The organism is Micromonospora sp. CA-248212 (genome assembly GCF_050948405.1).
GTDB lineage: Bacteria > Actinomycetota > Actinomycetes > Mycobacteriales > Micromonosporaceae > Micromonospora.
Genome location: NZ_CP192023.1, coordinates 6,564,067 through 6,584,806, shown reverse-complemented (window position 1 = coordinate 6,584,806; position 20,740 = coordinate 6,564,067). Strand labels below are relative to the sequence as shown.

The 20,740-nt window shown below is 72.8% G+C and carries 19 protein-coding genes; 12 read left to right on the top strand and 7 right to left on the bottom strand.

What is annotated here, in order from left to right; genetic code table 11:
• Positions 1 to 506: 506 nt before the first annotated feature.
• Positions 507 to 818: a GntR family transcriptional regulator gene (locus tag ACQP03_RS30995; RefSeq protein ID WP_357134386.1), complete on the bottom strand. Its 312-nt coding sequence runs from the start codon at positions 816 to 818 to the stop codon at positions 507 to 509.
• Positions 819 to 1,105: 287 nt separating this feature from the next.
• Here ACQP03_RS30995 and ACQP03_RS30990 point away from each other — a divergent pair, with 287 nt between their 5' ends.
• The 6 genes from ACQP03_RS30990 (at position 1,106) to ACQP03_RS30965 (ending at position 6,690) form a co-directional block, all read left to right on the top strand.
• On the top strand, positions 1,106 to 2,305 hold the full coding sequence (locus ACQP03_RS30990; RefSeq protein ID WP_357134384.1) for a substrate-binding domain-containing protein: 1,200 nt from the start codon (positions 1,106 to 1,108) through the stop codon (positions 2,303 to 2,305).
• 3 nt (positions 2,306 to 2,308) lie between these two features.
• Positions 2,309 to 3,052 carry an ABC transporter ATP-binding protein gene (locus ACQP03_RS30985; protein WP_357134383.1) on the top strand — a complete coding sequence of 248 codons (744 nt, stop codon included), beginning with the start codon at positions 2,309 to 2,311 and terminating at the stop codon, positions 3,050 to 3,052.
• The gene (locus ACQP03_RS30980) at positions 3,052 to 3,774 is read left to right on the top strand and encodes an ABC transporter ATP-binding protein (protein WP_357134381.1); all 723 of its coding nucleotides are present in this window, start codon (positions 3,052 to 3,054) and stop codon (positions 3,772 to 3,774) included. The genes ACQP03_RS30985 and ACQP03_RS30980 overlap by 1 nt, the downstream gene beginning before the upstream one ends.
• Entirely contained in the window at positions 3,771 to 4,661 is an 891-nt protein-coding gene (locus ACQP03_RS30975; RefSeq protein ID WP_357134380.1) for a branched-chain amino acid ABC transporter permease, read from the top strand. The genes ACQP03_RS30980 and ACQP03_RS30975 overlap by 4 nt, the downstream gene beginning before the upstream one ends.
• The gene (locus ACQP03_RS30970) at positions 4,658 to 5,755 is read left to right on the top strand and encodes a branched-chain amino acid ABC transporter permease (protein ID WP_357172280.1); all 1,098 of its coding nucleotides are present in this window, start codon (positions 4,658 to 4,660) and stop codon (positions 5,753 to 5,755) included. The genes ACQP03_RS30975 and ACQP03_RS30970 overlap by 4 nt, the downstream gene beginning before the upstream one ends.
• A gap of 188 nt (positions 5,756 to 5,943) precedes the next feature.
• Positions 5,944 to 6,690, top strand: coding sequence for an SDR family NAD(P)-dependent oxidoreductase (locus ACQP03_RS30965; RefSeq protein WP_357397267.1), 747 nt, complete (start codon positions 5,944 to 5,946; stop codon positions 6,688 to 6,690).
• A gap of 178 nt (positions 6,691 to 6,868) precedes the next feature.
• Here the strand turns inward: ACQP03_RS30965 and ACQP03_RS30960 are convergent, their stop codons facing one another.
• Entirely contained in the window at positions 6,869 to 7,687 is an 819-nt protein-coding gene (locus ACQP03_RS30960) for a hypothetical protein (protein ID WP_357134162.1), read from the bottom strand.
• Between the two features lie 142 nt (positions 7,688 to 7,829).
• Here ACQP03_RS30960 and ACQP03_RS30955 point away from each other — a divergent pair, with 142 nt between their 5' ends.
• From ACQP03_RS30955 to ACQP03_RS30945, 3 genes are all read left to right on the top strand, one after another.
• Positions 7,830 to 9,662 (top strand): BTAD domain-containing putative transcriptional regulator, encoded by a 1,833-nt coding sequence (locus tag ACQP03_RS30955; protein WP_357174277.1) that lies wholly within the window; start codon positions 7,830 to 7,832, stop codon positions 9,660 to 9,662.
• Positions 9,663 to 9,717: 55 nt separating this feature from the next.
• Positions 9,718 to 11,856, top strand: a complete 2,139-nt coding sequence (locus tag ACQP03_RS30950; protein WP_396832413.1) for a RecQ family ATP-dependent DNA helicase — start codon at positions 9,718 to 9,720, stop codon at positions 11,854 to 11,856.
• Positions 11,857 to 11,979: 123 nt separating this feature from the next.
• The gene (locus ACQP03_RS30945; protein WP_357134156.1) at positions 11,980 to 13,089 is read left to right on the top strand and encodes a hypothetical protein; all 1,110 of its coding nucleotides are present in this window, start codon (positions 11,980 to 11,982) and stop codon (positions 13,087 to 13,089) included.
• Between the two features lie 120 nt (positions 13,090 to 13,209).
• On the opposite strand, the gene ACQP03_RS30940 is transcribed toward ACQP03_RS30945, so the two are convergent.
• Entirely contained in the window at positions 13,210 to 13,626 is a 417-nt protein-coding gene (locus tag ACQP03_RS30940) for a helix-turn-helix domain-containing protein (RefSeq protein ID WP_355053372.1), read from the bottom strand.
• 238 nt (positions 13,627 to 13,864) lie between these two features.
• On the opposite strand from ACQP03_RS30940, the gene ACQP03_RS30935 reads away from it, so the two are divergent.
• The gene (locus ACQP03_RS30935; RefSeq protein WP_357174286.1) at positions 13,865 to 14,305 is read left to right on the top strand and encodes a hypothetical protein; all 441 of its coding nucleotides are present in this window, start codon (positions 13,865 to 13,867) and stop codon (positions 14,303 to 14,305) included.
• A 45-nt stretch (positions 14,306 to 14,350) separates the two neighbouring features.
• Here the strand turns inward: ACQP03_RS30935 and ACQP03_RS30930 are convergent, their stop codons facing one another.
• On the bottom strand, positions 14,351 to 15,505 hold the full coding sequence (locus tag ACQP03_RS30930) for a class I SAM-dependent methyltransferase (protein WP_357174289.1): 1,155 nt from the start codon (positions 15,503 to 15,505) through the stop codon (positions 14,351 to 14,353).
• A gap of 91 nt (positions 15,506 to 15,596) precedes the next feature.
• A complete protein-coding gene (locus tag ACQP03_RS30925; protein WP_433459361.1) occupies positions 15,597 to 17,282 on the bottom strand; it encodes a DEAD/DEAH box helicase in 1,686 nt (561 codons plus the stop codon).
• A 265-nt stretch (positions 17,283 to 17,547) separates the two neighbouring features.
• Here ACQP03_RS30925 and ACQP03_RS30920 point away from each other — a divergent pair, with 265 nt between their 5' ends.
• A complete protein-coding gene (locus ACQP03_RS30920) occupies positions 17,548 to 18,189 on the top strand; it encodes a ferritin-like fold-containing protein (protein ID WP_357174292.1) in 642 nt (213 codons plus the stop codon).
• 81 nt (positions 18,190 to 18,270) lie between these two features.
• On the opposite strand, the gene ACQP03_RS30915 is transcribed toward ACQP03_RS30920, so the two are convergent.
• Positions 18,271 to 18,498: a DUF3107 domain-containing protein gene (locus tag ACQP03_RS30915; RefSeq protein WP_179781071.1), complete on the bottom strand. Its 228-nt coding sequence runs from the start codon at positions 18,496 to 18,498 to the stop codon at positions 18,271 to 18,273.
• A 64-nt stretch (positions 18,499 to 18,562) separates the two neighbouring features.
• On the bottom strand, positions 18,563 to 19,201 hold the full coding sequence (locus tag ACQP03_RS30910; protein WP_355053367.1) for a TetR/AcrR family transcriptional regulator: 639 nt from the start codon (positions 19,199 to 19,201) through the stop codon (positions 18,563 to 18,565).
• A 147-nt stretch (positions 19,202 to 19,348) separates the two neighbouring features.
• Here ACQP03_RS30910 and ACQP03_RS30905 point away from each other — a divergent pair, with 147 nt between their 5' ends.
• Positions 19,349 to 19,879, top strand: a complete 531-nt coding sequence (locus ACQP03_RS30905) for a hypothetical protein (RefSeq protein WP_433459358.1) — start codon at positions 19,349 to 19,351, stop codon at positions 19,877 to 19,879.
• The last annotated feature ends 861 nt before the right edge of the window (positions 19,880 to 20,740 follow it).

Genomic DNA, 20,740 nt, shown 5'->3' with positions numbered 1-20,740 from the left:
GCTGGCCCACCGCTGGTCCTCGGCCCGCCCGCTGGCCCGCCGCTGGTCCTCGGCCCGCCCGCTGACCCGCCGCTGGTCCTCGGCCCGGAGCTGACCCGCTCCGAGTCGACCACCGGGCCGATCACGCCCGGCCCACACGCTGGCCCGTCGTCCGTCACCTCGGACGCCGGGCCAGCGGCGTCCCGGGCGCGGGCGCAAGATCGTGCTCGATCCAGGAAGTAGTGGCATCGCCGCGCCCCCGAAGCCACTACTTCAACGATCGAGCACGATCTTGATGGGGTGAGGCGGCATGGGGGCAGCAACTTCCCTGTTGTTGCTGCTTCCGCCGGCCCTGAAGCAGCAACAACAGGGAAGTTGCGCGGATCTTCGCCGCTCGACCTCGCCAGCCGCAGCGCCGGCCTCGGCGACGGCGGCCGGGGCGGGAGGGGCGACGCGGGAGGAGTGCGGAGGGTGGGCGGGGCGACGCCGGGGGAGTGCGGAGGGCGGGAGAGGCGGAGGGTGGAGCGTCAGCGGTCGGGGTGCTCGGCGACGTAGGTGCCGCGCCCAGGCTGGCCGGTGATCAGCTCGCGGTCGTGCAGCAGGGAGAGCGCCCGCGACGCCGTGTTCATGTGCACGGCGTAGCTCTCGGCGAGTTCCCGAGTGGAGGGCAGCTTCTCGCCCGGCTTCAAGTCGCCGCTCTTGATCTTCGCGGCGATCGCCGCTGACCTACCGGCGGCGTTGCGGTTCGCGCGGGCGATCACGCCGCGCTGGGTTTCCTCGCCGACGTGGACCGGGCGGAGACGACGGTGTCGGAGGAGGATGCTCAGTGCGTACGACATCGGGTGTTCTGTGACCACCTGCTCGGCGGCCGGCGGCGGTGCCCGCGCCCGGCGGACCACGCCGGGCCGTGCGGTTGACGGCGGATGGCTCGGGGCGACACACCTGTCGATCCGTCCGTGGCGCTGCGGGCCATCGGGGGATCCGGGTCGGGGGTGGTAGTGCGGCCGGTTGTAACCCCGGGCCACCCCCCTGGCGTTACTTGTGTGTTTCCGCCACATAGCCCGTGGGTGACGTCACTTCTAGCGTGAGCCGACAACCAAGCATCCTGTCCTCACCTGGAGTCGCGATGACGGTCCGGCACACGCGGCGGGCGTTCCTCTCCGCCGCCACGATGATGGCCGCGGCGCTGGCCGCCACGGCCTGCGGTAGCCCGCAGGACACCGCCACCGGCGGCGGCGACAGTGCCGCCCCGGTCAAGGTCGGCCTGGTGTACTCCCAATCGGGAGCCCTGGCCAGCTACGGCAAGCAGTACATCGAGGGTTTCAAGGCGGGGCTCGACTTCGCCACCAAGGGCACCGGCAAGGTCGGTGACCGGAAGATCGAGTTGACCGAGGTCGACGACGCCGGTGACCCGGCCAAGGCGGTCTCCGCCGCGAAGGACCTGATCGGCAAGGGCACGAAGATCATTGCCGGCTCGACCGCGTCCGGGGTGGCGTTGCAGGTCGCGCCGATCGCGGCGCAGAACAAGGTTCTCTTCATCTCCGGCCCGGCCGCGACCGACGCGGTGACCGGGGCGAACAAGTACACGTTCCGGTCCGGTCGGCAGTCCTACCAGGACGTGGTGACGGCCAAGTCCTTCATCGGCGACCCGACCGGCAAGAAGGTCGTGGTCTTCGCCCAGGACGGCGCGTTCGGCGACGCCAACGAGGCGGCCGTCAAGACCGTCATCGGCGGCGCGGGCGCCACCGTGAGCAGTGTGCGGGCACCGGCCAGCGCCACCGAGTTCACGCCGTTCGCCAGCCAGATCAAGGCCGCCAAGCCGGACCTGCTCTTCGTCGCCTGGGCCGGCACGACCGCCCCGGCCATGTGGCAGACCCTCGACCAGCAGGGCGTGCTGTCGTCCACCACGGTCGTCACCGGCCTGGACATCCGCGCCTCCTGGCCCACCTTCGGGGCGGCCGGCGCGAAGATCTCCTTCCTGTCGCACTACTTCGACGGCGCGTCCGACACCGAGGCCAGCAAGGCGCTCAAGGCCAAGGTGAACACCATCGACCTGTTCCACCCGGACGGCTTCGCCGCCGCCCAGATGGTGGTGCGGGCCGTGCAGGAGGGTGGCGACGACGTCGAAAAGATGGTCAAGGCTCTCGAGGACTGGAGCTTCGACGGGGTCAAGGGCAAGATGACCATCCGCGCCGCCGACCACGCGCTGCTGCAGCCGATGTTCCAGGCCAAGCTCACCGGCAGCGGCACCGACTTCACGGCCACCGCGCAGAAGAGCCTCACCGGCGACGAGACCGCGCCACCGGCCGTGGCCATGAAGGGCTGAGAAATGCTCGCCACCCGCGGTCTGACCTGGCGGATCGGTGAGGTCGCCATCGTCGACAGCGTCTACCTCGACCTGGCGCCGGGAGAGTTCCTGGGCGTGATCGGGCCGAACGGCGCCGGCAAGACCTCACTGTTCAACCTGATCACCGGCCTGCGCCGGGCCACGGAGGGCCGGATCACCCTGGACGGGCAGGACATCGGAGGGCTCCCGCCGCACCGGCGGGCCCGCCTCGGTCTGGGCCGTACCTTCCAGGCGTCCTCGGTCTTCGGCTCGCTCAGCGTGCGGGAGAACGTCCGGCTCGCCGTGCAGGCGCACCGCGGGGGCTCGATGGCGTTGTGGCGGCGGGCGGCGGCCGACCGGGAGGTCGCCGCCGCCGCCGACGCGGCGCTCGACCGGGTCGGCCTCGCCCACCGGGGTACGGCGCTCGCCGGCACCCTGGCCCACGGCGAGAAGCGCAAGTTGGAGATCGCCCTGCTGCTCGCCGGTGAGCCACGGGTGATGCTGCTCGACGAGCCGATGGCCGGGGTCAGCGCCGAGGACGTGCCCGAGCTGGTGACGGTCATCAAGTCGTTGACCGGCGACAGCGGCCGGTCGGTGCTGATGGTCGAGCACCACATGGACGTCATCCTGGAGCTGGCCGACCGGATCGCCGTCATGCACCACGGCGCTCTGCTGGCCTGCGACACCCCGGAGACGGTGATGGCCAACCCCACCGTGCAAGAGGCCTACCTGGGGGAGTCGCTCTAGTGGAACCGATCCTCACTGTGGAGGACCTGTCGGTCCGGATCTCCGGGCTGCACATCCTTCAGGGCGTGTCCTTCACGGTCGCCCCGACCGGCGTGACCGTCCTGCTTGGCCGCAACGGCGTCGGCAAGACCACCACGCTGCGCGCGATCGTCGGCCTCACCCCACCCGCCGGGGAGGTGCGCGGCACCATCCGGATGGGCGCGCAGAGCCTGCTGGCCCGGCCCACCCACCGGCTGGTCCGCGGTGGGCTCGGCTACGTACCGGAGGACCGGTGCGTGTTCGCCGGCCTCACCGTCGCCGAGAACCTGCGGCTCGCCGAACGGCGCGGCACCACCCCGGCGTACGACAAGGTCTTCGCTCTCTTCCCGGAGCTGGACCGGCGCGGACGCCAACGGGCGGGCTCGCTCTCCGGCGGGCAGCAGCAGATGCTCGCGATCGGGCGGGTGCTGCTCAACGACAACCGGCTGCTGCTGGTCGACGAGCCGACCAAGGGGTTGGCGCCGAAGGTGGTGACCGAGGTGGCCGAGGTGTTGGAGCGGGTCGCGGAGTCGGTGCCGGTGCTGCTGGTCGAGCAGAACCTGGCCGTCGTACGCCGACTGGCCCGCGACGCCGTGGTGCTCTCCGCCGGCCGGGTCGCCTGGACGGGCGACGCCCAGGACCTGCTGCTGGAGACCGCGCTGACCAAGTCGCTGCTGGGTGTGGGTGCGGAGGTCAAGGCATGAGCACGGTAATCCTCCTGGCGCTGACCGGGCTGGGCCTGGCGGCGCTGTACTTCCTGGTCGCGTCGGGCCTGTCGCTGGTCTTCGGCCTCGCTGACGTGCTCAACTTCGCGCACGGGCTGTTCCTCGGCGTCGGCGCGTACGGCACCTGGTGGGCGGCGGGCAACCTGCCGGGCGCTGGCCCGGACGGGTTCGGCTTCGTGCTCGCGGTCGCCTTCGGGGTGGCCGCCGGCACGCTCGTCGCGGTCCTGGTCGAGCTGGTGCTGATCCGGCCGCTCTACTCCCGCACCATCGAGCAGGTGCTGGTCACCGTCGGACTGTCGCTGGCCGGGGTGGCGCTGCTCCAGGCCACCTGGGGTGCCGACGCCCGGCCGTTCCCGCGCCCCGACTGGACCCGACAGGTGACCGGGATCCTCGGCGCGCAGGTGCCGAACGGCGGCCTGCTGCTGATCATCGCGGCGGTGCTGGTGCTCGGCGCGATCCTGGCCTTCCTGCGCTGGACCCGGTACGGCCTGGTGATCCGGGCCGGGGTGGAGAACCGGGAGATGGTGACCGCGCTCGGCATCGACGTCCGCAAGGCGTTCACGCTGGTCTTCGCGATCGGTGGGGCGGCTGCCGCGCTCGCCGGAGCACTGGGCGGGGTCTACTTCGGCACCGTCTCACCCGGGCAGGGCGGCTCGTTGCTGATCTTCGCGTTCATCGTGGTGGTGATCGGCGGGATGGGCTCGGTGGTCGGCTCCGCGTACGCGGCGGTCGTGGTCGGGCTGGTACAGCAGTTCGTCAACTACTACGGCACGTCCGGGCTGGGCGACATCTGCGTGGTCGGGCTGCTGGCCGTGGTGCTGCTGCTGCGCCCGCAGGGCATCGCCGGAAAGGTGGCAACGGCATGACGCTCCTCGAGGCAACACCGGCACCGGCGCCCACCTCGCCGCGACCGGGCCGCGCGCACCGGGTCCGCCCGTTCCTGCCGCTGGTCGCGCTGGCGGTGATGGCGATCCTGCCGTACTCGACGATCTCGCTGCCGGGGATCTTCGAGGGACCGGTCAACTCACCGGGCACCTTGCAGATCCTCGCCATCTGCCTGATCTTCGGCGGGCTGGCGGCCGGCTACGACCTGCTCTTCGGCCGGACCGGGATGCTCTCGTTCGGGCACGCGCTCTACTTCGCGGCCGGCGTGTACGGCACCGACATCCTCGTCACCCGCGCCGGTCTGCCGCTGTGGCAGGCGGCGCTGCTGACCATCACCGGTGGCACGATCCTCGCGGCGCTGCTCGGCGCGGTGGCCCTGCGGACCGTGGGCATCGCGTTCGCCATGGTCACGTTGGCGTTCGCCCAGGTCGGGGCGATCCTGGTGGCCCGGGACTTCGGCGGGCTCACCGGCGGCGAGGAGGGTCTACCGCTGGACGTGTCCGGGCTGCCGGCCGGACTGGTCGGGGTGACCAACACGGTCAACCTGTACTGGCTGGCGCTCGCCTACCTGACCCTCGTGGTCTTCGTGGTGCACCGGGTCAGTGGGTCACCGACCGGTCGGGTGCTCGCCGGGCTGCGGGACGACGAGCGGCGGATCGGCGTGCTCGGGCTGGACCCGTACCGCTACAAGCTGGTGGCGTTCACCCTGGCCGGTGGGCTGGCGTCGGCCGGCGGGGTGGTCTACGTCCTGATCGTCGGCGGCGCGTCGCCGCACATCACGTCCTCCGAGCTGACCCTCTCGCTGCTGGTCATGGTGGTGCTCGGCGGACCGGGCACCCGGTGGGGACCGGTGCTCGGCGGCGTCCTCTACATGTACCTGGACCACCGGCTCACCGCGTTCGGCACGAGCGACGCGGTCGACAACCTGCCGGCCGTCCTCAGTCACCCGCTGAGCCAGCCCCTGTTCGTCCTCGGCACGGTCTTCATCCTGGCGGTGTACTTCTTCCCCGGCGGCCTGACCAGCCTGGCCCCCCGCCTGACCGCCCTGACCAAATCCCTCCGCCGCCCCCGCTAAGCCCTCCCCGGTCTCACCGTCCCCCGGGTCTCACCGTCGCGGGGTCTCACCGCCCCCGGGTCTCGCCGTCCCCGGTGATCATGAAGTTATTGTCACGACACGCCGTGCCGGATGGCGATAACTTCATGATCGACGGGGTTCGGCGACGGGGTTCTCCGATGGGTTCGGGGATGGGGAGGTAGGTCGAGATGGGATCGCGGCTTGCGGTGGTTAGCGGGGGTGGGACCGGGATCGGGGCGGCCATCGCGGGGTCGCTCGCTCGGGACGGGTACGACGTTCTTGTCGCCGGGCGGCGGGCGGACGTGTTGGCGGCGGCCGCCGAGCGCATCGGCGTCGACTGTGGACGGCCGGACGCGGTCACCCCGGTGACCGCGGACCTGACCGACCCGGAGCAGCTCGACCGGGTCCTGGCTGCGGTCGACGGTCGGGCGGTCGACGCGGTGGTCAACAACGCGGGCGGCTACCTGGGCGGGGAGACCGACACGCTGGCCGGGACCGCCGCACACTGGCGGGCCAACCTGGACGCCAACGTGCTCACCGCGGTGCTGTTGACCGAGGCGTTGCGGCCGGCGCTGCGTCGACCCGGTGGGCGGGTGATCCTGGTCAGCTCGATCTCCGCCCAGCGGGGTGGCGGTGGCCCCTACTCAGCGGGCAAGGCGGCCCTGCACGGTTGGGCGTACGACCTGGCGGCGCAGCTCGGTCCGGAGCAGATCACGGTCAACGTGGTGAGCCCGGGCTACGTGGCCGAGACCGAGTTCTTCGGCGACCGAATGACCCCCGAGGGGCACGCGAAGCGGGTCGCGGAGACGCTCGTCAAGCGTCCCGGACTGCCGGACGACATCGCCGAGGCGGTCCGCTACCTCGCCAGCCCCGCCGCCGGCTACGTAACCGGCCAGGTCCTCGGCGTCAACGGCGGCTCAGTCCTAGGCCGCTAACCCCACCCCCCCAACCCCCACCCCACCCCCCACCACCAACCGCGTTGATCAAGAGGTTCGCGTCAGAATCCGGCCGGATCCTGACGCGAACCTCTTGATCAACAGGGTTGGGGGTGGGGGTGGGGGAGGGGGACAGGGTGGGGTGGCGGCCCCCCGTGTGGCCGCCGCCCGTTGTGGATCAGCCGTTCAGTAGGTCGTACGCCATTGCCGGTGCCTTCACGGCGGCGGCGCCGGTCGGCGCGGTGATCTTCGGCGCGCTGCCGTAGTCGGCGTACTTGACGACGTAGTCGTACGCCTTGGTCTTACCGGCGGCCGGCATCTTGAGCGTCAGCGACGCCAGGTGCTTGTCCGCACCGACCACGGCCGTGAACGGCACCTTCTTGCCCGCCTCGCCGAGGGCCGCCGCCTCGCCGTCCTCCAGCGCCTTCGCCGCCTCCCCGGCGCTCACGTCGATGAAACCGACGTACTGGCCGGGGCTCTTCTCCTGCACCTCGGTGGCCGCCTGGATCAGCGGACCCGCGTTGCCCTGGTCCACACCGTCGAACGTCGGGATGCTCGCGGCGTCGGTCAGCTTCGCGCGGTCCAGCTTCATCCACTTGTCGGGGAACTTCGGCAGGCCGGGACGGCCACTGAACTTCGCCTTCACCCAGTTCTGGTCCTTGATCACCAGGAACGACATCTTCACCACGACGCCGTCGTCCGGCGGCATGACCATGTTGATTTCGAATCCCTCGGACGCCGGGTCGATCCGACCGTCGATCGTGCTCGACGCGTCCTTGCCGCTGAACCGGAACGCCCCCTCGGTGCCGTCCGGGACGGCGGCGAGGAGCGCGTCCTTCGGACTGACGCTCGGGCTGGCGGACGGGCTGCTCGGTGGCGTCGCGGTGGGTTCGCTCTCCGCTCCGCAACCTGCGAGCAGGGTGGTCGCGGCCAGCACGGCGGCGACCGTACCGACCGTCCGTCGGATGGTGCCGGCGGTGCCCGTTGCCTGTGTCATCGCTTGTCTCTTTCTCGCTGCGTGGCTTCTGCCGACGAGGATGCTGCCGGCCGGCACGGCGGTTCGGCTGCCGATATGCTGCCGTCCGGCTGCCGGGCACTGCCGTCCGGCGGTCCCGGGGGTGTCAGGAGCGAGAACGCGCATGTCAGGCCAACTGCGTTTCGAGATTCTCGGGCCTCAGCGGGCCTGGTACGCCGACCGGGAGATCGACCTCGGTCCGGCCAAGCAGCGGGCGGTGCTCGCCGTACTGCTGCTCGCCGCCGGCCGCCCGGTGTCCACCGGGCAGATCGTCGACGCGGTCTGGCCGGAGGACCCGCCCGCGAACGGTCCCAACGTCGTGCAGAAGTACGTGGCCGGGCTGCGCCGGGTGCTGGAACCGGACCGGTCTCCCCGTACGCCGGGACAGGTGCTCAGCCTGACCGACGCCGGCTATTCGCTGCGGGTGGACCCCGAGGCGGTCGACGCGGTCCGCTTCGAACGGGGCGTACAGGCCGCCCGCCAGCGACACACGAGCGGGCGTACGGACGAGGCGCTCGCCGAACTGGCCGCCGCCCTGGACCTGTGGCAGGGGGAGCCGTTCACCGGCTTCGCCGGGCCGATCTTCGAGGCGGCCCGGCAGCGGCTGGTGGAGTTACGCGCCGTGGCGTTGGAGACCCGGTCCGAGTTGACGCTGGACCTCGGACGGCACCGCGAGACGATCGGTGAGCTGGTGGAGTTGGTGGCCGAGTTCCCTGTCCGGGAGCGGCTGCGACACCAACTCGTGCTCGCGCTCTATCGCAGCGGGCGGCAGGCGGAGGCGCTCGCCGCCTACCGGGAGTTCGGCGACCTGCTCCGCGAGGAGTACGGCATCGAGCCGGGCGAGGCGTTGCAGGAACTGCACCGGCGCATCCTGCGCTCCGACCCGACCCTGGCGGCGACCCCCCACACCGCCGAACCCCAGGCGCAACGCCCCGCCGAACCAGAGGCGCAGCGCACCGCCGCACCGGGGCCGCAGCGCACCGTCCAACCACAGGCGCAGCGCATCGCCGCACCGGAGACACCGCAGCCGGCGAACACGGCGCCCGCACCGGAGACACCGCAGCCGGCAGCCCCGGTGCCCGGACCGGAGGCTTCGCGGCCGGCGGCCACGCTGCCCGGACCGGCAACGTCGGTGGTCGCCCCCGTCGGTCTCCTCCCCTCCCCGCCGGGCCCGGCATCGCCGTCCGCCCTGTCTGTGCCGCCTCCCCCCGCGCTCATGCCCCTGCCACCTCCGGCGGCCCCCACGAAGCCCGCTCGGCGGGAGACACCGCGTTGGGCGAGCAGGACGGTGACGATCCTCGGGACGGTGCTCGTCCTGCTCTCGTTCGGCTGCCTGACCTGGCTGGTGATCCTGGCCTACGCGGGGTGGCGGCGGAGTTGGCGGCTCGCGCTCGCGGGCCTCGGTTACCTGGCACTGCTCGTCGTCGAGGTGGTCATGCTCGACGTCGAGAGTCCGGAAGCCGAGGTGCCCGGACCGCAGGCGGTGACCTTCCTCGGCCTGGCCCTCATCACCTGGCTCGCGGGGGCCGTGCACGTGGTGCTGCTCAGCCGTGGACTCTGGGCGGCGATCACCGGACGACCGGACAGTGCCCGCGGTCGTGCCGACGAGGAGCGGCGCATCCGCCGGGAGCACGCCCGCTACCTGCTCTACCACTACCCGGCGGCCCGTGCCGAGTTGGGACTCGGGCGACCCGACCTGCCCGGCACCTTCGACGACGGCGGTCTGGTCGACGTCAACGGGGTCCCGGAGCAGGTGCTCACGGCCCTGCCCGGTCTGACGGCCGAGCAGGGCCGGCAGATCGTGGTGGACCGCTGGCTGCGCGGCCCGTACGCCTCGATGGAAGAGTTCGCGTCGCGCTGCCTGCTGCCTCCCAGCGCGACCGAGCCGCTGCGCGACCTGTTGCTCTTTCTGCCCCCGGCGTCCCGGCCCGATGAGGCGCGAACGCGCGGATCGTGACCGGCACCTCCCGCGCGGGCGGGGTTCTGACGTACGACGCTGGTAGAAATGCCGGATGGGCGACGAACGGGCGGCGGTACGGGAGCGGGCCGAGGCGGTGCTGCGTCGGCTGGCCGGTGAGCACGCCCGGCTGCGCGAGGACCAGTGGCGGGCCATCGAGGCGCTGGTCGTCGACCGACGCCGGGTGCTGTGCGTGCAGCGCACCGGTTGGGGCAAGTCGGCGGTCTACTTCGTGGCCACCGCGCTGCTCCGCGCCCGCGAGCAGAGTGGCGGGAGCGGCGAGCACGGTCCGACCGTCATCGTGTCGCCGCTGCTGGCTCTCATGCGCAACCAGGTGGAGGCGGCGGCCCGCGCCGGCATCCGGGCGCGCACGATCAACTCGGCGAACCTCGACGAGTGGGACGAGATCACCGCCGAAATCCAGGCCGGATCGGTGGACGTCCTGTTGATCAGTCCGGAACGCCTCAACAACCCGGACTTCCGCGACGGCGTGCTGCCGAAGCTGGCCGCGACGACCGGTCTGCTGGTGGTCGACGAGGCGCACTGCGTCTCCGACTGGGGGCACGACTTCCGGCCGGACTACCGGCGGCTGCGTACCTTCCTGGCCGAACTACCCGAGCGCACGCCGGTGCTGGCCACCACGGCCACCGCCAACGCGCGGGTCACCCAGGACGTCGCCGAGCAGTTGGGTGACGCGCTCGTCCTGCGCGGGACGCTGGACCGCGAGTCGCTGCGGCTCGGCGTCCTCGACCTGCCCAGCCCGGCGCACCGACTGGCGTGGCTCGCCGACCACCTGGACGAGTTGCCCGGCTCCGGCATCGTCTACACGCTGACCGTCGCGGCGGCGGGGGAGACCACCGAGTTCCTGCGCTCGCGGGGCTACCCGGTGGCGTCGTACACCGGCCAGGCCGAGGACGCCGACCGGCGCGCCGCCGAACAGGACCTGCTCGACAACAAGATCAAGGCGTTGGTCGCCACCAGCGCGCTCGGCATGGGCTTCGACAAACCCGACCTGGGCTTCGTCGTCCACCTCGGCGCACCGCCGTCGCCGATCGCGTACTACCAGCAGGTCGGCCGTGCCGGCCGCGCCGTCGAACACGCCGAGGTGCTGCTGCTGCCCGGCGTCGAGGACGCCGCCATCTGGCGCTACTTCGCCTCGCTGGCGTTCCCGCCGGAACAGCAGGTCCGTGCGGTGCTGGCCGCCCTGCACACCGACCGGCCGCTCTCCACCCAGGCCCTCGAACCCCTCGTCGACCTGCGCCGGGCCCGCCTGGAGCTGATGCTCAAGGTGCTCGACGTGGACGGCGCGGTTCGCCGGGTGCGCGGTGGCTGGCTCGCCACGGGCGAGCCCTGGGTCTACGACGAGGCCCGGTTGCGCCGCGTCGCCCAGGCGCGCACCGTCGAACAACAGGCCATGCGGGAGTACGCGTCGACGGGCGACTGCCGGATGCGATACCTACGGGAGCGCCTGGACGACACCGGGGCGACCGACTGCGGCCGGTGCGACAGGTGTGCCGGCCCGCTGTTCGCGGCGGACGTGTCGACGGCCGCGCTCGCCGCCGCGCAGACGTTCCTGGGCCGGCCCGGCGTCCAGATCGCGCCCAAAAAACTCTGGCCGACCGGGTTGGACGCGGTGGGCGTACCCCTCAAGGGCCGGATCGTCCCGGCGGACCAGGCGCTGCCCGGCCGCGCGGTCGGCCGCCTCTCCGACCTGGGGTGGGGCGGTCGGCTGCGGGACCTGGTCGGCCCGGAGTCGCCCGACGCGCCGGTGCCCGACGACGTGGCCGGCGCGGTGGTCGACGTGCTGAAGGCCTGGGCGCACGGCGACGACCCGTGGCCCCGCCGGCCGGTGGCGGTGGTCGCCGTCTCGTCCCGCCGGCGGCCCCGGCTGGTCGGCTCCCTGGCCGAGCGGATCGCCGCCGTGGGCCGGCTGCCGCTGCTCGGCGCGGTCACGGCGACCGGCCCGGACGGCCCCGGCGGGCCGCGCGGCAACAGCGCCCAGCGGGTACGCGCGCTGCACGACGCCTTCTCCGTACCGCCCGAACTTGCCGACGCGCTGGCCGCGCTGGACGGGCCGGTGCTGCTCGTCGACGACCTGGTCGACTCGGGCTGGACGATGGCGATGGTCGCCCGGGAACTCCGGCGGGCCGGCGCTCCCGACGTGCTCCCGCTCGCGCTCGCCGTGGCCGGCTGAGTCGTCCGCGAGCGCCGGTCAACGGCGGCGGGCGGAAAGTTCCCGGGCCGGGCGGATTGCGACGGCCGCCACGCTGCCCCGGCGTCGGCCGGAACCCACCGGGCACGGCGGTACGGTGTCGGGATGAGCTGGACGCCGGCGGTGCCTGACCAGGCGGGCGCGTCCCCGTCGGACGCGAGCGCCGTCGCCGCCGACCGGGCTGGCGCGCCCTCGTCGGACGGGAGCCCTGTCGCCGCCGACCGGGCGGGCGAGGCGTTGTCGGGCGGGTCGGCCGTCTCGGCTCCGGGTGTTGCCGGTGTGGCCGACCGGAGCACGGTCCGGTTGGCGCTGGTGGTGGGTGGTCTGGTGCTCGCCGTCCTGCTCGGCTTCGGCCTCGGTCGCCTGAACGGCGGCACCAACGTCAACGGCGGCACCGGCCTCGGCGGCGGCACCACCGGCGGTACGGCGCTGACCCCCGACCACACCCACCCGGCGGGCACCGCGGCCCACGACCACGGATCCGTCACGGGCGCCGGCCAGGGCGCTGCCACCGAGCCGGGCGGTCTGTCGGTCAGCTCGGGCGGATACACGCTCGTGCCACTGGGCACCGAATTTCGCGTCGGCCGCACCGGGCAACTGCGCTTCGAGGTACGCGACGCGCAACGTCGACCGGTCACCCGCTTCGCCGTCGTACACGACAAGCCGATGCACGTCATCGTGGTACGCCGGGACCTGACCGGCTACCAGCACCTGCACCCGACCATGACGCCGGACGGCATCTGGTCGGTGCCGGTGACCCTCCCGCAGCCCGGCGTCTGGCGGGCGTACGCGGACTTCACCGTGGTCGCCGACAACGGCGGCCAGAGCGCCGTGACCCTCGGCGTGGACCTGGTGGCGCCGGGCGCGTACCAGCCGCGTCCGCTGCCCGCGCCGGCCACCTCGACGACGGTTGACGGGTTCACGGTCGGCTACCAGGGCAGTCCGCAGGCCGGGGTGACGGTGCCGCTGACCTTCCGGATCGACGGTCCGAGCGGTGGCGCGGCCCTGGAGCGCTACCTCGGCGCGTACGGGCACCTGGTGGCGCTGCGCGAAGGCGACCTCGGCTACCTGCACGTGCATCCCGAACCGGAGTTGGCCGACGGCCAGGTCAAGTTCTGGCTGACCATCCCGAACCCCGGCCGTTACCGCCTCTACCTGGACTTCCAGGTAGCCACCAAGGTCCACACCGCCGAACTAACCCTGACCATCCCCTAACCCCCCGGCCCTCCTGGCCCCCTCCCGTCCCCGGCCCTCGCTGCGTCGATCATGAAGTTATTGCCACTCGCATCGGCGTGTCGTGGCAATAACTTCATGATCAACGCGGGGATCGGGGGGTTAGCCGGCTCGGCGGGTGGGGCGGCGGGCCAGGTAGCGGAGGAGGTCGCGGATGTGGTGCTTCTCCTCGGCCGGGACGGTGGGGTCGGCCAGCCGGTCCAGGATGGCGCGGACGTCGGCGTCGACCGGGCCGTCGTCGCTGCGGCGTCGGGGCGTCGGGCCCGCGTCAGGCAGTCCGAGGGCCCGGAACGCGGCCGCCACCGGTAGATCCAGAGCGGCACAGAAGCCGCGTACCTTCGCCAGTTCCGGATAGTCCTGCCAGTCACCGGCGAGCCAACGGAACACGGTGGAGCGGCCCACGCCCGTGTGCGCGGCGAGATCGGTCACGGTCCACCCGCGCTCTTCGCGGGCGTCGTCGATGGCCCGCCGGACGAAGCGGGCGAACGCCATCTGCGGTGTTACGTCTGCGGAACCCATCCGGTATGTCTTTCCCTCCCGGCCGAGCACTGGGAAGATGCGCCTCCGAGCGTAGTACGCCGAGGATCGGAAACCACTGACTGACCGCACAAACTGTCCCACGGATGAGACTCCACCTCGTGCAGTATTCGGACCGGTACCGAGCGATCATCATCGTTCTTCTACTAAGCTCGGTGCCCGTCCCGGCATGGCGCACGCGCGCCTGCCGCGTTCGCCCGGACCACCGCCGAGGAGCACCATGGCCGAATCGCGCCGTCCGCAGCCGTACCAGCCTGGTGCGGTGAGCCTCTTCTTCGTCGTCAAGGCCGGCGTCTTCGCCGCCGGGTGCTGGATCTGGCTGCTGGTCCTGGTGCTCCGCACCGACGCGGCGACCGGTGCCCACGTGCTGGCCGCCACCGGCGCGATCACCACCACGCTGGTCGCCGTGGTGCTGGGCGCCCGGATGGCGCTACAGCAGAACGCGGCCGTCCGGCACGCCGAGACGAAGAAGCTGCTCGTCGACATCTCCTGGAACGCGTTCACGGCCGCCGGCAACGCCGAGAGCTCGGGGAAGGTGGTGCCCTTCCCGAGCAGCCCGGTCGACGACGACCGCTCGACGCGCAACGGCGGAGACCGGGTGGCGGTCTTCGACCGATCCGGCAGCCGGGACCGGGGCGGCAACGCCGACCGCCGACGCTGACGCCGCTGCGAAGTCCCGGGCCTGCGGCAGGTCCAGCCGGCGAACCTAGCTGGCGGACCCCGTGTCGCCGGCCAGCAGGACCTCCAGCCGGGGCGTGACCTGCCACTGGTCGACCAGCTCGCGGTACTCCGTGTGCCGTGGGTCCGCGACACCGGTGTGGCGGGCGCGGATCAGCAGGTTGCGGGGGGTGTGCTGGGAGTCGACGAACTCCACCACCTCGGCCCGGTAACCGTGCGTCCGCAGCAACCCGGCGCGCAGCGCGTCGGTGAGCACGTCGGCGAAGCGCTCGCGCAGGATGCCCTGCCGGGTCAGCAACTCGTACGGCGCCGGGGTGGGCTGCGCGCGCAGCTGCTTGGCGAGGTCGTGGTGACAGCAGGGCGCGGCGAGTACCCAGCGGGCCTGCCAGCGCACCGCGCGGGCCAGCGCCTCGTCGGTGGCGGTGTCGCAGGCGTGCAGCGCCAGCACCAGGTCCGGGGCGGGTTCGACGACGGCCTCGGCGATCGTGCCGGCGACGAAGCTGACCTTGTCGGCCCAGCCCAGTCGCTGCGCCAGCTCGGTGTTGCGCCGGCGCTGGTCCTCCCGGACGTCCACGCCGACCAGCTCGACATCGAGCCCCCGACCCGTCAGGTAGCGGTAGGCGGCGAACGTCAGGTAGGCGTTGCCGCAGCCGAGGTCGACCACCCGCAGCGGACCGGTCAGGTCGTCGGGCAGGGTCGCGGCCAGGGCCCGCAGGAACGCGTCGACCTGGCGTCGTTTCGCCGCCGAGCCGCCGATCTCGGCGAAGATCGGGTCGCCGGGATCGAGCAGGTACTCCTTCGCCCGGTCGTTCCCAGCCGGTGTCGTCGCCGGTCGGGCCGTCGCCGCACGGTGTACCTGCGCCTCGCCGGACTTGGTCACCCGGAGCTGGAGGGTCGCGTCGGCGGTCTCCACGTGCCAGTTGCCGAAGGGCTCGGCCAGGAGCTCATCGACCGCCGCGTCGGCCTCGGGACCGGGAGCGACATTGCGGGTGTACGGGCGTACGCCGTCGGAGGTGGTGACCTGAAGTCGGGGCCCGGCCTTGAGCGTCACCGGCCGCAGTTCGGCCCGCTCGACCGTGGGGCGACGGCCGCGACGGCGTCCGGCGGCGACCGCCCGGGTCAGCGCGGGGTCGAGCAGCAGCGCCCGAACCTCGGTCAGGGCAGCGTCCAGTGGTTGCGGCATCGTTCCATCTTCAGCAGGTGGGGTGGGAAGAAGGGAACATCCCCCGCACCGCGTGAGGCGGTCCGGGGGATGTCGGATGGATCTCGCTGCGTCAGTCCGCGGTCGCCTCGGCCGGCGTACCCTCGCCGGAACCGCCACCACGACGGCGTCGGCGGCGGCGGGGCTTGGCGGCCTCGCCCTCGGCGGCGTCGACGGACTCGGCCGGCGCCGCGTCGGCCGCGATCACCGCGGTCGGCTCACCGGTCACCGTCTCGCCGGCCCGGCGGCGACGCCGGCGGCGCGGGGTGCGGGTGGCCTCGTCGCCAGCGGCGTCCGCAGGTGCTTCGGCGGCCGGCGGGCCGGCGTCGGCGCGGTCGCGGCGACCGTCACCCCGACCACGGCGCTCGCCCCGGGCCTCGCCACGACTCTCACCGCGTCGGCCGCCCCGGCCAGCGCTGTCGCCCCGGCGCGAGCGGGTGGTGCCGCCGAGGTCTTCCTCGATCTCGGCGGACAGCCCGGCGCGCGTCCGCTCGGCCGTGGGCAGCGTGCCGCTGACCTCGGTCGAGATGTGCAGGTCGGTGTAGAGGTGCGGGGAGGTGTGGTACGTCTCCGGCGGCTCGGGCATCTCCAGACCGAGGGTCTTGTCGATGATCCGCCAGCGCGGCATGTCGTCCCAGTCGACGAAGGTCACCGCGACGCCGGTCGCCCCGGCCCGACCGGTACGACCGATGCGGTGGGTGTAGGTGTCCTGATCTTCCGGGCAGTCGTAGTTGATGACGTGGGTGACACCGGTGACGTCCAGGCCCCGGGCCGCGACGTCGGTGGCGACCAGGATGTCGATCTTGCCGGCGCGGAAGGCCCGCAGGGCCCGCTCCCGGGCGCCCTGGCCGAGGTCACCGTGCACCGCGGCGACCGCGAACCCACGGAAGTCGAGATCCTCGGCGACCCGGTCGGCGGCCCGCTTGGTACGCGTGAAGATCATGGTCAGCCCACGACCCTCGGCCTGGAGGATGCGGGCCACCACCTCGACCTTGTTCATCGAGTGGGTGCGGTAGACCAGTTGCTGGGTCTGCGGCGACGGCCCGGTCTCGGCGGTGTGCCCGGCGTGGATCGTCATCGGCTGGCGCAGGAAGCGCCGGGACAGGGTGACGATCGGGTCCGGCATGGTCGCCGAGAAGAGCATCGTCTGCCGGTCTTCCGGAAGCATCGCCAGGATCTTCTCGACGTCGTCGAGGAAGCCCAGGTCGAGCATGCGGTCGGCCTCGTCCAGGACGAGCGCGCGTACCCGGTCGAGGCGGAGGTGCTTCTGCTTCTGCAGGTCCATCAGTCGACCCGGCGTGCCGACGAGGATCTCGACGCCCTTGCGCAGCGCGTCGATCTGCGGTTCGTACGCCACGCCGCCGTAGATCGGCAGCACCCGGACGCCGCGCGTCCGGCCGGCGGCGGCCAGGTCCTTGGCGACCTGGATGCCCAGCTCACGGGTCGGGACGACGACAAGCGCCTGGGGGACGCCGTCGCCACCCTCGCTCGGCGCGAAGACCCGCTCCAGCAACGGCACGCCGAAGCCGAGGGTCTTGCCGGTACCGGTGGGCGCCTGGCCGATGAGGTCGACGCCGCGCAGCGCGATCGGGATCGCGTACTCCTGAATGGCGAACGCGCGGGTGATGCCGGCCGCGGCCAGCGCCTCGACGGTCTCGTCGCGGGCGCCGAGGGCGGCGAAGGTGGGTGCCTCCGGTCGGACCGGGGCGGTGGGGGCCAGTTCCTGGCCGTCCATCACATCTTGAGTCAGCTCGCTCATGTGGATGTGGGGGTGCCCTCTCGTGGGTGCGCCCCGTCATGTCCTCAGGGCGCGGTCGGTATGACGCGGGCCACACGGTCGGGGGCAGACTGCCGAGCCAGACCGGGCCGCACGCGCACCGCAGGCTGGACTTCGATCAGATCGGCGCCCACGGCAACTGCTCTATGCTACCCGAACAGGCAAGCTCACGTCCCGATTCCCGGTCGGCCAGCCGCCACGCGGGGGGATTGAATGTGAACTGCATCACACGCGGTAGCCTGCGCTCGTGTCCACCGCCGGTTCCGCCGTCCCCGACCTGCTCGGCCTGGTCGCCTTCGGTGAACTGCTCGCCTTCGAACGCATGGCCGCCGACGCGCGACTCGCGCCGGACCTGCGCCGGCGCGTCGAGCTGGACCAGATGGCCGCGGCCGAGATCGACAACTACCGCCGGCTCGCCGACCGGCTCGCCGCACTCGGTGTGCAACCGGAGGAGGCGATGGCGCCCTACGTGCGGCCGTTGCAGGCGTACCACGACTCCACCGAGCCGCGGGACTGGGCCGAGGCCGTCACCAAGGCGTACGTGGGCGACACCATCACCGACGACTTCATCAGGGAGATCGGCCACGCGCTGGACGGACCCGACCGGGCGCTGGTGCTCGACGTGCTGCACGACTCCCGGTACGCGGAATTCGCCGCCGCCGAGATCCGGCTGGCCGTCGCCGACGACCCACGGGTGGCCGGCCGGCTCTCCATGTGGGCCCGGCGACTGGTCGGCGAGGCCCTGTCCCAAGCCGGCCGCGTCGCCGCCGAACGCGCCACGCTCACCGTACTCATCATGCGGGCCGAGCGGATCGACGTGCCGGAACTCTTCGCGCGGCTCACCGCCGCGCACACCGCGCGAATGGCCGCCGTCGGACTGAACAACTGAGCGCCACTGGTCGGGCGCGTTCACGCGGTACCGGCCCGCGGCAGGTGGCGCGACGCCGACCTGCCGCGACGGCCGGACCGGTCAGCGGACGGTGAAACCGACCGCCCGGGGCGACGCCTCGGCGATCTCGACGTAGGCGACCTTCTCGACCGGAACGATGACCCGCCGGCCCTTCTCGTCGGTCAGGGAGAGCGTGCCGCCGTTGCCGGCGAAGGCGTCGGTCACGATCTGCTCGATCTCGGCCGGCGACTGCGCGCTGTCCACTACCAGCTCGCGTGGCGCGTACTGCACGCCGATCTTGACCTCCACTGTGCCTCCTCAACTGGGGCGAGAGAACCGCCCTGCGAAGGCTATCCGATCACGGGCCCGGCGGTCAGGCTGACTCACCTTGCAGCGGGAAGCTCGCGATGCCCCGCCACGACAGCGCGGCCACCAACGCCTCAGCTTCGGCCTTCGGCACCTGTCGGCCGCCGGCCAGCCAGAACTGCGCGGCCGTCTCCGCCGCGCCGACCAGCCCGGAGGCGAGCAACTCGGCATGCGACCGGCTCACGCCCGTGTCGGAGATGATGGTGTCGGTGATCGCCGCGATGCAGCCCTGCTCGACCCGCTCCACCCGCTGCCGCACCGCCGGGTCGTTACGCAGGTCCGACTCGAAGACGAGGCGGAACGCCTCGCTCTCGTGATCGACGAAGTCGAAGTACGCCCGGACCGACGCGCTGACCCGTTCCTTGTTGTCGCTGGTCCCCCGCATCGCCTCCTGCACCTGAGCGACGATGGCGTCACAGTGGGTGTCCAACAGCGCCAGGTAGAGGTCCATCTTCCCGGGGAAGTGTTGGTAGAGCACCGGCTTGGAGACCCCGGCCCGCTCGGCGATGTCGTCCATCGCCGCAGCGTGGTAGCCCTGCGCGACGAACACCTCCTGGGCCGCCGCGAGCAGCTGCTTACGACGCGCGGAGCGGGGCAGGCGCGTGGGCCTACCAGCGGTCTGTGCGCCGTTCCCCACAGCCGTCATGGGATCCTCCGAGTTCTTCGTACGAGCCGCCATTTTCCCCCCAGACCGGGGCGGCCCCCGACCGCGTCGTGGAATTGGCCCGCCGCTGTAACTTATCGCCACTCTCCCCACACGGTAGCCTCAGCGAGGGCGACCAAGGAGCGCGCGGTGAGTGAAACAGGGCAACCCGGAGCCGCCACCCCGGGAGAGCACGGTGACGGAGCGGGTCAGCACGACGACCCGGGTCGTTCCGGCAACGGGTGGGCGCCCTCGACGGGCGGGTGGTCACCGTCCGGCGAGAGCGAAGCGGCCGGGGAGCAGGCGCCACGATGGCAGCCCGACCCCGCGTCCGGCTGGCGCAGCACCTCGACGAGGCACGGTGACCTGCCCGCGCCTCTGCCCGGGCTGCCCGGCGCCGCCGAACGGCCGGCCCGGGTCAACGGCCACCACCTGAACGGCGTCCACCAGGCCGAGGCCGAGGGTGACGGCGTGGCCGACGGCACCAACCACGGGGACGCCGAGATCAACGGCGTGGGTGCGTCGTCCGGTCGGCAGACACCGGTCAGCGCGCCACCCGGACGGACCGCCGAAGACCGGCCCGACCTGGGTGCCGGCCGCCTGGCGGTGCCCGCCCAGCGCCCCGCGCCCCCGCCGACCAGGGGTCGGGCGAGGCCGACAGCGGTAGTGCCCGGCACCTGACCGCCGACCCCACCGCGCCGCGTGCCGCCCGCTGGGCCGAACCCGGTGTGCCCGGCACCGCGCCCATCCAGGTGCCGCCCGTCGGTACGGCCGCCTCGGGCTTCGAGGTACCACCCGGACTCCACGCGCCGACCGGCGACCGCTCGACCGCCGACGACCGGGAGGCCGGGTCGCGCGCCCGCCGGGAAGCGCTCGCGCCGGAGTCGTCGGCCGGGTCGGGACGCGGCGACGAGTCCGAGCCGGAACGCCCCGCCGCCGACACCCGGCGCGTGGGCGAGCCCTCCTCCGTCGAGCCGGACTGGTCCGGGCCCAGCTGGAACCGCCCGAGCTGGGGCAGCGGGTGGGCGCCACCCTGGTCCCGGCCGGACGGCGAACCCTCCGACCAGCCGACGCGAGACGAGTCCGCGCCGGGTTGGGTCGCCGAGCCCAGCGTGCCGTACGAGCCGGTGCGGGCCGAGCCGACGCGTCCGTATGAGCCACTGGCCGCCGAGCCGCCCCGCGCGTACGACGTCGCCACCGAGGCGGAGGCGGCCTCCGATCGCGGCCGGCCGTCGCGCCCGTCCTGGGCCGGCGAACGTCCGGCCACGACCCCGGCCAGCGTGCCGCCGGAGGCCCCCGCTCCGAGCCGACCGAGCGCCCGGCCTGGGCCGGCGGGCCCACGTCCGAGCCGGCCGGTACGCCCGCCGTGCCTCGTCCGTCCTGGGCCGCGCCGATATCGAGCAGCGTGTCGACCGACCCGCCACCCCGCGCGAATGCCTCGGACCCCACCCCGACCAGCGGGCCCGGTGCGCCCGCGCCCGCCGCGTCGGCGGCTGCCGAGCGTCCGTCGTGGGGTGGCGGTTCCGTGCCGACCAGCGGTCC